An 11731-nucleotide genomic window follows, 5' to 3' on the forward strand; every position below is an offset into this window, starting at 1 on the left:
TGTGTATATGGTCGCGGCATGCCTGTGCCTCTATTATTTCCACCCCTTTTTGTTCGCATAATTTCCTAAGTATCTGCCCTATATCCACCTTGATTTGTCCATATATTTCTTGTCGTCTATACTTCGGTGCAAATACTATATGATATTTACATCTCCATTTCGAATGTGTTAAACTATTTATGTCATCCATTGACATGTCCTCCTTTGTTTTTTGATGCGGTTGGTGAACCTTCATCATTCTATCACTGGAGGACCTCTTTTCGCTATAAGCGTTCTAATTCCACCAGCAGAGCTGGTGGTTTTTTGCGCTGAAGCTACAATAAACGTGCCGGGCTACCCACAGGGTAAGCCCGGCTTTACTTTTAGCACAGCTTATCTTCTGTTACCGTTTTCGTCATTAGGGGATGATTATTGAATTACCGATTTTAATCTCTCATAAAGCGCCTCAGTTTTTACGCTATCCTGGTCATTTATAATAGTAAGCCCGCAGGTGGTTTCTATATAGAGAAACGGGGGTTTGCGGCGTTGATATAAACCTGGGCTTCGCTTCCCTCCGCTTTGAATCTTCCTTTTAGGATGGCGCCGAAATTGGAACCGTTGGTTTTTTGCAGGTCTTGCGGCAGGCTGTCTTTCATCTGCAAGCCCTTGATATCGCTCAGGGGAATGGTTTCTCCGAAGGAGCAGGAAATTGTCAAAGCATCATCGGTTATGGTGAAAACCGGCGGCTGCCCGGCCTGATACAGTAAAATGCTTACCAGCAGGATAACCGGCAGCACCACAACACAGATACCTATGATAACTGCAACCGACTTTTTCTTTTTGGTATCGGCGCTTATCTCATCTACAGAGCTTTCACCCTCAATGAATCCTTCTTTAAAGCACTTTTTGTTGGTGTAATACAGAGTTACTCCCACATCGGCAAGCAGAAAGATAAAGTAAAAGACGAGATAAGGCGTGGCAAGCGCACTGTAAGCAGGAATAATCAGCAGCCCGGCGGTAGCAATGGTGATAAGCAGCAGCATTACCCCTACCGTGCGGCAAAGCTTTTTAGTGTCGTATTTCGCCTTTTCTTCAGAACTCGATGTGTTATAGCCTGCAATCAGGAAAGCGCCATGGCCTGTAAGAAGAATAATGGAGAGTATAGCCAGCAAGGCTAAAACAATATATAAGATGGTCATTTTAATACCTCGATTTGCTGTAGTTTGTTTTAGCTGATTATATCACTTGGCATTTTCTTTTTCCACTATTAATATGCAGATATTACCTGATTGTAAATTACATATTTTGCTTACCTTGCACAGAAACTTGGCGTTTTTATACCGTCACCTGTGTTCATGTAAAGAACGGTCTTGACCGTTTTGCCTAGGTGTAGGGGCGCGCATTGCGCGCCCGCGGTTTCACCCAGACCGGATAATATCCGCGGGAGGCCAATGGCCTCCCCTACAAAGGATGGTGCCCTCGACCCCCGTACCTTTTCTGTCTTCTGCCCTTTTACCTCTACCATCTTAATACCCACCCCCAACCCCATCCCACGACCAAGCCTGCCGTAATATCTAGCGCTTCTTCTGTGGGAGGGGGAGAAATGTTCGGGGGCTGGCGCCCCCGAACGAGAGGCCCCCATTTCGCTTCAAGTTGTTTTTAAAACCTGGCGCTGTACCCGCAGCGGCTTTTTCTTTTTTAGTCAACAAGCCCTCCCAAAAACCTTGACATCCTCCCCATCCCCGCGCATAATAAAGGGTAGCATATTTTCAGATACTAATTTAAATTTCATTGAAATTAGTACGAATATGCTGTCAATGCTCTATACAGAGCAGCAAATCAATTTGCAAATAACAGAAACGGGGTAGGAAAATGTCTAAGGAACTGGAAAAACTGTATGATTCAAAACAGGTTGAAAATCGTCTTTATGATTTTTGGCTTAAAGGGGGCTTTTTCCACGCCGTCGTCAATAAGGATAAAAAGCCGTACACCATCATGATGCCGCCGCCCAACATCACCGGCCAGCTGCATTTGGGCCACGCGCTGGATAACTCGATGCAGGACAGCATCATCCGCTTTAAGCGTATGCAGGGCTATGAGGCGCTGTGGATGCCGGGCACCGACCACGCCGCCATCGCCACCGAGGCGAAGATCGTGGAGGCCATGAAGAAAGAGGGCCTTACCAAGGCCGACCTCGGGCGCGAGGGCTTTCTTGAGCGCGCGTGGGCGTGGCGCGAGAAATACGGCACACGCATTATCGAACAGCTAAAGAAGATGGGTTCGTCCTGCGACTGGGAGCGCGAGAGCTTCACCATGGACGAGCGCTGCTCCAAGGCGGTGCGCGAGGTGTTCGTGCGCCTGTATGAAAAGGGGCTCATCTACCGCGGCGAGCGCATCATCAACTGGTGCCCGCACTGCCGCACCTCGATCTCGGACGCCGAGGTAGAGTATGAAGAGAAGGAAGGCCATTTCTGGCACATCAAATACCCGCTTGCCGACGGCAGCGGCTTCCTGGAGCTTGCCACCACCCGCCCCGAAACCATGCTGGGCGATACCGCGGTGGCGGTGCATCCCGACGACGAGCGCTACCGGAAGCTCATCGGCAAAAACGTGATTCTTCCCATAGTAAATAGAGAGATTCCCATCGTTGCCGACAGCTATGTAGAGATGGACTTCGGCACCGGCGTGGTGAAGATTACCCCCGCGCACGACCCCAACGATTTCGAGGTGGGCCTGCGCCACAACCTGCCCGTCATCAACGTGATGAACGAAGACGCCACCATGAACGAGAACGCCGGGCGCTATGCGGGCATGACCAACTTAGAGGCGCGCAAGCTGATTGTAAAGCAGCTTCAGGACGAAGGGCTGCTGTGCAAGATTGAGGACATCAAGCACAACGTGGGCGAATGCTACCGTTGCCGCAGCGTGGTGGAGCCGCGCGTATCCAAGCAGTGGTTTGTAAAGATGAAGCCGCTGGCCGAGCCTGCCATCGAGGCGGTAAAGAGCGGCGAAACCAAGTTTATCCCCGAGCGGTTTGATAAAATCTACTTCCACTGGATGGAGAACATCAAGGATTGGTGTATCTCCCGCCAGCTGTGGTGGGGCCACCGTATCCCCGCCTACTATTGCGACGACTGCGGCGAGATGGTGGTTTCGCGCGAAGGTGTTGACGTTTGCCCCAAATGCGGCGGGCATATGTCGCAAGACCCCGACACGCTGGATACCTGGTTTAGCTCCGGCCTGTGGCCGTTTTCCACCCTCGGCTGGCCGGATAAAACACCCGAGCTTGACTACTTCTACCCCACCGACACCCTGATGACGGCGTATGATATCATCTTCTTCTGGGTGGCGCGCATGATCTTCTCGGGCTGCGAGCAGATGGGCAAAACCCCCTTCCACACCGTGCTCATCCACGGCATCATCCGCGACGCACAGGGCCGCAAGATGAGCAAGAGCCTCGGCAACGGCATCGACCCGCTGGAGGCGATTGAAAACTTCGGTGCCGACGCGCTGCGCTTTACCCTGCTTACCGGTACAAGCCCGGGCAACGATATGCGTTTTTCAGAGGAGAAGATTACCGCCTCGCGCAACTTCTGCAACAAGCTGTGGAACGCCTCCCGCTTTGTGCTGATGAACCTTTCCGACGAGGTTACCGAGGTAAAGCTTCCTAACGAGCTGCTGGTAGAGGATAAGTGGATTGTAAGCAAGCTCAACACCCTTACCGCCGAGGTAACCGATAATCTCGAGAAGTTCGAGATGGGCATTGCGATAGCAAAGCTGTACGATTTTATCTGGAACGTGTTTTGCGACTGGTATATCGAGCTCACCAAGCCGCGCCTGCTTGCGGGCGGCGAGGTATCCTTAAACGCCCAGAGGGTACTGGTGTTTGTACTCTCTAACACCCTAAAGCTGCTGCACCCGTTCATGCCGTTTATCACCGAGGAGATCTGGCAGGCGCTGCCGCACGAGGGCCCCTCGATTATGGTAAGCGCGTGGCCGGTATACGATAAGGCGCTGGATTTCGCCGCCGAGGAAACCGAGTTTGAGCGCGTGATGTACGCCATCAAGGCCATCCGCAACCGCCGCAGCGAGATGAACGTGCCCCCTTCCAAAAAGGCGCATGTGTTCATCGTTACCGATTACACCGAAGCCTTCGCGCAGGGTAAGGCCTTCTTCGAGCGCCTGGCCTCTGCCGCATCGGTGGAGCTGGTGAAGGAATACACGGGCACCGACGCTGTTTCGGTAATCACCGAGAGCGCTAAAATCTACATCCCTATGCAGGAGCTGGTGGATACTGCAAAGGAGCTGGAGCGCCTTAACCGCGAGAAGGCCGCCTGCGAGAAGGATATCGCGTTTGTATCGGGCAAGCTGAACAACGCGGGCTTCGTAGCCAAGGCCCCCGCCGCCGTTATCGAGCAGGAGAAGGTAAAGCTCAAGGCCGCGCAGGATAAGCTGGCGCTCATCAACGAGAGCATTGCGGCACTGAAATAAAACGGGCAACAAGGTCTTTATGTTTTAAGTATTAATCCGGGGGAAGCACCTTCTCCCGGATTTTTTGTCTTATCTTGACATTTATACGGTTTTGGCATATCCTTAAAGGCGCTGATGGCAAGCAATCTATGACGACTGGAGTGAATAATCTTCAACCACAAACCTTTCAATATTCAAACGTAAGAAAGGAATGGTCTTGCAGATGGAGACATTAGAAGCGATCTATAACCGCAGAAGCATACGGGAGTTTACCGGTGAGCCGGTGGCCGAAAAGGATATTGACATTCTGCTCAAAGCGGCCTTTTCGGCGCCCACCGCTGCCAACACGCAGCCGTGGGAGTACATTGTTATCAACGAGCAGGCTGTTCTGGATGAGCTGAAAACGCAGCTGATCTTCGCGCGCTACAACGCACCGACAGCCATTGTGGTGTGCGGTAACATGAAGCTGGCCTTTAAAGGGTCCGACAAAGACCTATGGGGTTGCGACTGCTCGGCGGCGGTTGAGAACATATTGCTTGCGGCAACCGATATCGGGCTTGGGGCGGTGTGGATTGGCGTATACCCCACCGAGCCGAAGATACGTCAGGTACGAAAGGTGCTCAACATCCCCGAATATGTTGTACCGCTTGCGATTATTTATGTAGGGCACCCAACTCAGCAGCCGGAGGGCCGCTGCCGATATAACGAAAAGCGCGTCTATTGGCAGAAGTATGAACCCGACCGCAAGCACAAGGCAAAGGATAAGCCCGTTATGGGGCATTACTAACCGTTAACATACAAGCCGGAAAAGGGGCGCCCCTCTTCCGGCTTGTTTTTATATGCTAAAGATATAATAGCTTATTCTTTGATTTGTTTCTTTCCGAAGTAGGCGGTCAGGATTAAAATCAGAGAGGTGCAGGAAAGGATGCCGTCAAAGATACCGGCAGGCAGCATAAAAATCATCAGTGCCATGGTAATCACACAGTTTATTACCGAAAGCACCAGCCCCCACATACGGTTTTTCAGCAGGCCAATGGCACCCGTAACCCGCACAATGCCATAAATCCCGCCCATAACCGTCATCAGTGCAATGTTTTCCTGCAGATACGGCACGATAAACGAGAAATACTGCGAACCGGCAGAAGCAGAGCCGTTAAGCAGCGACGGAATCAGCGACAGGCAGCCCCCAATCTCCATAAGGCCACCGTGGATAATCATCAGCACTGCGGCAATTTTATACCTTTTCATTTAATATCCTCCCAAATGTCTGACATTAGCTCTTTTTTTACAATTATAAGGCGCAGTTGGAAGAAAGGCAATATGCTGCTCTGGGGATTGTTGACAACAAAGAAAGATTAAGATATGCTTTTAATATTCATGCCACTTGTTTCATTAAGGAAAGGAATCGCTCTATGAAAAGAGAGGCCTTCAGCAGTATTCCGGCGAAACGGTTCGAATCGGCCGAAACGATTATCAACTATTGTTGATGAAAAGAGAGCTCGAATAAGTATTATTAGAAATAGAATAAAATCTTGTTATGAGGTGCTTTTATGAGTAAAACAGCATTACTGGTTATTGATGTACAGCAGGCGTTGGTTGGCCTCCACCCATATCGCGAGGATGAATTCTTAGCCACTATCCGGCAGCTGCTTCAAGCCGCGCGCAATAGCGATATTGAAGTAATTTATGTGCGGCACGACGGCGGCGCGGGAGATATCCTGGAGGCAAACACCGAGGGCTGGAATGTCCATGAGGCTATCTCGCCAAAGCCGGGGGAGAGAATCTTTGATAAAAATGTAAACAGCGCCTTTCGGTCTACCGGATTAAGGGAATATCTAACCCAAAAAGGCATTGACCGGCTGATTCTTACCGGCATGCAGACAGACTACTGCATTGATACAACCTGCAAGGTGGCCTTTGAATACGGCTATTCCGTCATCATCCCCAAAGGGGCAACGACCACCTTTGATAATAAGTTCCTATCCGGCTCTTTGCTGGTGGATTATTACGAGCAGAAAATCTGGAACGGCCGCTTCGCGGAGGTTATTCCGGTGAATGAGGTTATCAACAAAATGGTGTCAATTGCCGAATAGCTTCGCACCCCTTTCGCGTCTTGGATATGCCTAAGAGGTCAGGCATCTTACGCAAAGGGGGGTTAAACGTGCGGGGGCTTCGCCCCCGCCGCAGCCTTGCCCCTCCCGTTTTGGTGCGCTAAAAGCTCTTGCCCTGCCCAAGAAACGGGAGGGGTTGGGGTGGGTTTGTATAGGCTTAAAAATACCGAGAAGGTGCGGGCTTTCTCGGTTTTATATTTATTGGGCGAACACACGGGTTCGCCCCTACAACTGAACCGTACATTTGTAGGGGAGGCCATTGGCCTCCCGCGGATACAATCCAGCCTGAGGTGAAACCGCGGGCGCGCAATGCGCGCCCCTACACTGAATTGTGCGTTACAGGGGCAGACCTATCTTCGTACCCTGTGGGGCGGTAATTTCGGGCATTGCCTCTCCATACCCCCCATCCCCCCTTTCGCGTCTTGGATATGCCTAATAGGTCAGGCTTCTTACGCAAAAAGAGGGGGTAACCCCAATTACATTGGGGTTTGTGCGGCGGGGGCTTCGCCCCCGCCGCAACATTGCCCCTCCCGTTTTGGCGCGCTAAAAGCTCTTACCCTGCCCAAGAAACGGGAGGGGTTGGGGCCCCGTTCTTTGTAGGGAACGGTCGTGACCGTTCCGCTTACCCAATCCCCAACCGTTCCGCCCGCCTCCTATTTGCAAAACATATAGCACCGAGAAGATGCAGGTCTTCTGAGTTTATTTGTTATATTGGGGGTTGTTGACAGGTTGATTGGATTGGGGTATGCTCAAATTAATATGTAAAGGCATTATTTTCAACCATTATTATTTCAACTGGTGGTGTTAATTTGAATTTGCCACAAAGAAAACTTCAAAGGTTAAGCAACTACGATTATTCAAAATGTGGTGCATATTTCATTACCATTTGCACGTTCTACCGACAATATCTTTTCGGGAGAATAGAAGACGGTAAAATGGTACTAAATGATTATGGAACAATTGCGCAGGCACATCTGCTTAATATACAAAGCCATTTTCCAATGACCAAGCTTTCCGCTTATATAGTTATGCCAAATCATGTTCATCTTATTTTACTTTTATCTAAGGAAACAGAAAAATTAGAACGAGAAAAGGAACAATTCGGGGATACAACGGAACGGTCAAGACCGTTCCCTACGGTTTCTACTGTGGTTGGCCTGTATAAATCGGGCGTGGCTAAACAAATACACGAGATGAACCCGCTTATTTCCGTCTGGCAAAAATCGTTTCACGACCACATTATAAGAAACGAGCAGGAATTTCAACAGATAAGAGAATACATCCTTGCGAATAATTTAAATTGGCGGGACGATGGGCTGTTGTAACTATAGGGCTTGTTTAAAAAATGTGGAGCAATCATGGTGGAAGAACGCGCCTTGTAGGGAACGGTCTTGACCGTTCCGTTACCCGCCAAACTGTCCCGCATAGCATACAAATATTCTGTTTGTCAACCATTTTTCAATTGATAAACTCCGAGTATTGCAGGCTTTCTGGTATACTTGCTTTATGAGCGCGGTTGACTGGTTGGTGCTACTGGATTAAACTTATATTTACTTTAAGGATATATTTTTATTATAAGAGGGGGAATTCGATGTCATTTGAAATTAGCGGAAATCTGAAAGAATATGAATCATATGATAATTTTTGTGCTACTCTTTTGCAAGTAATGAATTTATTTGTTGCTGTATTCGGGCTAGAAACTATGTTAAAGATTGATTTATATATTGATAATGCACTCTACGATAAACAAACAAAAGAGAATTCCATGTCAGGATATACCCCTATAACAACATTAATATGTAGTAAATATATAGTAATTAAACTTAATATCAGTGATTTTTCACAGACTTCACAAATCATCTATCAATTTGCACATGAACTGTGTCACTATGTATTTTATTCAATTTATGGAATTGATAAGCCAAAAGGCGATAATAATGAAGAGGCAATTTGTTCAGCAATGTCACTTTGCACGATAAAAAGCCTTTATCCACAAAACCTTGAACACTGGAAAGAACATGTTCGTTCTCTCAGTAATATATACGGTCTTGGTTACCCAATCGCCGAAGAACTAAACTATGATATCTATGCACTCAGCGAACGAATTCTTACATACAACAAAGAACACAATTTAGCAGAAGCCAAATAAAAAACCCGAGGTAAAAACCATGACCTACCCCCAATCCCTACAATACATCCACTCCCTCCGCCGCTTCGGCAAAAAGGCGGGGCTTACAAAAATCACACGCCTTCTTCAACTGCTCGGCGACCCGCAAAAGAGGCTTCAATTCGTGCACATCGCGGGCACCAACGGCAAGGGCAGCACGGCCGCCATGACGGCAAGCGTATTGCAGCAGGCAGGGTATAAAACCGGGCTGTTTGTGTCGCCCTTTGTGGTAAACTTCACCGAGCGCATCCAGATAAACGGAGCATACATCCCCCCGCAGGAGCTTGCGCGCGTTACCGAGATCGTTAAGCAGCAGGTGGAGGTTGTTACCAATGAGCTGGATTGCCCCAGCGAGTTCGAGGTGGTTACCGCCATCGGGCTTTATTGGTTTGCCGAGCAGGGCTGCGACCTTGTCTGCCTCGAGGTGGGGCTTGGCGGGCGGTTTGACCCCACCAACGTCATCGACCGCCCGCTGGTGGCGGTAATCACCAACATCGGGCTGGACCACACCGACATCTTAGGCGATACCATCGAGAAGATCGCGTTTGAAAAGTGCGGCATCATTAAGGCTGGCGGCACGGTGGTATGCTACCCGGTGCTTGACCCCGACGCGCTGGCGGTGATACTGCAGTGCGTCTCCGAGCGCGGCGGGCGGCTCATCATGGGCAATCCCAACGCCGCCGTGGTGGTGCGCGACGAGATATTCTCAAGCACGGTGCGGTACGGCGAGCTTACCCTCACCCTGCCTTTGGGCGGGCGGCATCAGGTGTATAACCTTATCACGGTGCTGTGTGTGGTGGAGGAGCTTAAAAAACAGGGCTTTTCGGTAAGCGACGAGGCGATTGTGCAGGGCATCGCGACGGTGCGCTTCCCCGCAAGGCTGGAAACGCTGCACCAACACCCGCGCATCGTGCTCGACGGCGGGCACAACCCGCAGGGGCTTAAAACCGTAGCCGATACGGCAGCAAGAGTGCAGGGCACCCGCGTGCTGATCCTCGGCAGCCTCGGCGATAAGGATTACCGCGAGGGCGCACGCCTGCTTGCCCCGCTGTTTGATCATGTTTTCGCCGTTACGGTGCATACCGCAAGGGGTATAAGTGCGCAGCAGCTGTGCGAAACGGTGCGGGACTATAACCCCTACTGCACCCCCTGTGAGGACTTAAACGAGGCTGTTTCACTCGCCATCAACGCGGCGGGCGCCGACGGCTGCGTGTTTGTGTGCGGTTCGCTGTTCTTAGCCGCCGAGATTCGACCCATCCTTATGAATCTGCCCCAATAAGCGCATTGTTGTGCCTTAATTCGCGGTGCACATTCGCTAAATAATTTTGCGATAATCTCCTATCATTAGTTGGTAGGAGATTATTTTTTTACCCGATTTGGCCCGATATCCGCGCTCAGCCCAAACGAAAGGAAGTTGAAGGTATGCCCGTATACATCACCTTTGAAAACGACACCATGATGGCGAAGATTATCGGCGATATCGACCATCACACCGCCAAGGACATCCGCGAGGATATCGACTCCGCGCTGTTCGACCACAAGCCCAAGGTGCTCTACCTCGACTACAAGGAGGTCACCTTTATGGATAGTTCGGGCATCGGCCTGATAATGGGGCGGTATAAGCAGATGCAGCTTTTGGAGGGCGAGCTTCGGGTCATCAACGTGTCCGCCCAGCTTAAAAAGGTAATGCGCGTAGCGGGGCTCGACAAGCTGGCGGTTATTGAAGGCAATAAATAACGCTGTGGCCTGATCATTCTTTTAGGGGCGCGCACTGCGCGTCCGCGGGTTTTCGGTAATTCATTTTATATCGGAAAGGCATGATGTGAATATGAAATGCATCAATGAAATGAGCCTCACCTTCCCCAGCAAAAGCAGCAACGAGGGCTTCGCCAGGGTATCGGTTTCGGCCTTCTTCTCGCAGCTCGACCCCACGGTGGACGAGCTGGCGGATGTAAAAACCGCCGTATCCGAGGCGGTAACCAACTGTATCATACACGCCTATAAAGACAGGATCGGCCTTGTGTACATAAACGCACGCATCTTCGAGGGCGGCAAAATCCGCATCAAAATCCGTGATAAGGGCTGCGGCATCGCCGACGTCGCGCAAGCCATGGAGCCGATGTTCACCTCCTGTCAAGGCGGCGAGAGGGCCGGCCTTGGCTTTGCCGTGATGCAGTCGTTTATGGATAAGGTAACGGTAATCTCCCGCGTGGGCAAGGGCACCACCGTCACCCTTTCCAAGACTATCAAATCTAGGGGCATGGCTGATGACTGAAGCATTACTGCAAAAACGTGATGAGGTTGTGGAAAATAACCTCGGGCTGGTGCATTCCTGCGCCCACCGCTTCAAGGGGCGCGGCATTGAATACGACGACCTGTATCAGGCGGGCTGCATGGGGCTTATCAAGGCGGCCGATGCCTTTGATTACTCGCGCGGCGTGCGCTTTTCCACCTACGCCGTTCCGGTAATCCTGGGCGAGATGCGCCGCCTGTTCCGCGACGGCGGCACCGTAAAGGTAAGCCGCACGCTAAAGGAGCTTTCGCTGAAGGTAACGCGCGAACGCGAGCGCTTTGCGCAGCAAACCGGGCGCGAGCCCACCGTAGGGGAGCTTGCCGAGCTGATGGCGCTCGACCCGGCGGAGGTATCCGAGGCGCTGGGCGCTTCTCTGCCCCCCGTTTCGCTCACCGAGGCGGACGACGACGGCGGCGGGCAATACGATATCCCCGTAGTGTCACACGAGGAGGAGATCTCCGACATCCTCTCGCTTAAGTCGGTGGTGTCGTCGCTCGAACCGAACGACCGCCGCCTGATTGTGCTGCGCTACTTCTGCAACAAAACTCAAACCGAAACCGCCAACGCCTTAGGTATGACGCAGGTTCAGGTTTCGCGCCGCGAAAAGAAGATACTATCCGCCCTGCGCAGGGAACTGACGGGATAGCACAGCCCACAGCCCATAATAAAATGAAAGGCCACGCGTTCAATGCGTGGCTTAATTTATTTTAT

12 protein-coding genes are annotated in these 11731 nt (G+C 51.0%); 9 read left to right on the plus strand and 3 right to left on the minus strand.

What is annotated here, in order from left to right:
• Positions 1-196: IS200/IS605 family transposase (tnpA, locus tag BLR50_RS11700; protein ID WP_423230291.1), on the minus strand; the 196-nt coding region annotated here is incomplete at its 3' end.
• A gap of 301 nt (positions 197-497) precedes the next feature.
• On the minus strand, positions 498-1178 hold the full coding sequence (locus tag BLR50_RS11705; RefSeq protein WP_092642462.1) for a DUF3784 domain-containing protein: 681 nt from the start codon (positions 1176-1178) through the stop codon (positions 498-500).
• A 673-nt stretch (positions 1179-1851) separates the two neighbouring features.
• Here BLR50_RS11705 and BLR50_RS11715 point away from each other — a divergent pair.
• Both BLR50_RS11715 and BLR50_RS11720 read left to right on the plus strand, forming a co-directional pair.
• Positions 1852-4470, plus strand: a complete 2619-nt coding sequence (locus tag BLR50_RS11715; RefSeq protein WP_092642468.1) for a valine--tRNA ligase — start codon at positions 1852-1854, stop codon at positions 4468-4470.
• A 202-nt stretch (positions 4471-4672) separates the two neighbouring features.
• A complete protein-coding gene (locus BLR50_RS11720; RefSeq protein WP_092642471.1) occupies positions 4673-5236 on the plus strand; it encodes a nitroreductase family protein in 564 nt (187 codons plus the stop codon).
• Between the two features lie 71 nt (positions 5237-5307).
• On the opposite strand, the gene BLR50_RS11725 is transcribed toward BLR50_RS11720, so the two are convergent.
• Positions 5308-5697 (minus strand): DUF2127 domain-containing protein, encoded by a 390-nt coding sequence (locus BLR50_RS11725; protein WP_092642474.1) that lies wholly within the window; start codon positions 5695-5697, stop codon positions 5308-5310.
• Between the two features lie 302 nt (positions 5698-5999).
• Here BLR50_RS11725 and BLR50_RS11730 point away from each other — a divergent pair, with 302 nt between their 5' ends.
• From BLR50_RS11730 to BLR50_RS11760, 7 genes are all read left to right on the plus strand, one after another.
• Positions 6000-6542, plus strand: a complete 543-nt coding sequence (locus BLR50_RS11730) for a cysteine hydrolase family protein (RefSeq protein ID WP_092642479.1) — start codon at positions 6000-6002, stop codon at positions 6540-6542.
• 833 nt (positions 6543-7375) lie between these two features.
• A complete protein-coding gene (locus tag BLR50_RS11735) occupies positions 7376-7885 on the plus strand; it encodes a transposase (protein WP_143008109.1) in 510 nt (169 codons plus the stop codon).
• Positions 7886-8151: 266 nt separating this feature from the next.
• Positions 8152-8709 carry a hypothetical protein gene (locus BLR50_RS11740; RefSeq protein WP_092642486.1) on the plus strand — a complete coding sequence of 186 codons (558 nt, stop codon included), beginning with the start codon at positions 8152-8154 and terminating at the stop codon, positions 8707-8709.
• 19 nt (positions 8710-8728) lie between these two features.
• On the plus strand, positions 8729-10006 hold the full coding sequence (locus BLR50_RS11745; RefSeq protein ID WP_092642489.1) for a bifunctional folylpolyglutamate synthase/dihydrofolate synthase: 1278 nt from the start codon (positions 8729-8731) through the stop codon (positions 10004-10006).
• A 143-nt stretch (positions 10007-10149) separates the two neighbouring features.
• Positions 10150-10464 carry an STAS domain-containing protein gene (locus BLR50_RS11750; RefSeq protein ID WP_092642492.1) on the plus strand — a complete coding sequence of 105 codons (315 nt, stop codon included), beginning with the start codon at positions 10150-10152 and terminating at the stop codon, positions 10462-10464.
• 91 nt (positions 10465-10555) lie between these two features.
• A complete protein-coding gene (gene spoIIAB / locus BLR50_RS11755; protein ID WP_092642496.1) occupies positions 10556-11002 on the plus strand; it encodes an anti-sigma F factor in 447 nt (148 codons plus the stop codon).
• Positions 10995-11666 carry a sigma-70 family RNA polymerase sigma factor gene (locus BLR50_RS11760; protein WP_205408700.1) on the plus strand — a complete coding sequence of 224 codons (672 nt, stop codon included), beginning with the start codon at positions 10995-10997 and terminating at the stop codon, positions 11664-11666. The genes spoIIAB and BLR50_RS11760 overlap by 8 nt, the downstream gene beginning before the upstream one ends.
• Positions 11667-11731: the final 65 nt, after the last annotated feature.

This window comes from Acetanaerobacterium elongatum, assembly GCF_900103835.1.
Classification (GTDB): Bacteria; Bacillota; Clostridia; order Oscillospirales; family Ruminococcaceae; genus Acetanaerobacterium; species Acetanaerobacterium elongatum.

Coding starts and splice junctions, on each gene's coding strand:
- BLR50_RS11705 (WP_092642462.1), bottom strand. CDS start 1,178: ATGACCATCTTATATATTGTTTTAGCCTTGCTGGCTATACTCTCCATT.
- BLR50_RS11715 (WP_092642468.1), top strand. CDS start 1,852: ATGTCTAAGGAACTGGAAAAACTGTATGATTCAAAACAGGTTGAAAAT.
- BLR50_RS11720 (WP_092642471.1), top strand. CDS start 4,673: ATGGAGACATTAGAAGCGATCTATAACCGCAGAAGCATACGGGAGTTT.
- BLR50_RS11725 (WP_092642474.1), bottom strand. CDS start 5,697: ATGAAAAGGTATAAAATTGCCGCAGTGCTGATGATTATCCACGGTGGC.
- BLR50_RS11730 (WP_092642479.1), top strand. CDS start 6,000: ATGAGTAAAACAGCATTACTGGTTATTGATGTACAGCAGGCGTTGGTT.
- BLR50_RS11740 (WP_092642486.1), top strand. CDS start 8,152: ATGTCATTTGAAATTAGCGGAAATCTGAAAGAATATGAATCATATGAT.
- BLR50_RS11745 (WP_092642489.1), top strand. CDS start 8,729: ATGACCTACCCCCAATCCCTACAATACATCCACTCCCTCCGCCGCTTC.
- BLR50_RS11750 (WP_092642492.1), top strand. CDS start 10,150: ATGCCCGTATACATCACCTTTGAAAACGACACCATGATGGCGAAGATT.
- spoIIAB (WP_092642496.1), top strand. CDS start 10,556: ATGAAATGCATCAATGAAATGAGCCTCACCTTCCCCAGCAAAAGCAGC.
- BLR50_RS11760 (WP_205408700.1), top strand. CDS start 10,995: ATGACTGAAGCATTACTGCAAAAACGTGATGAGGTTGTGGAAAATAAC.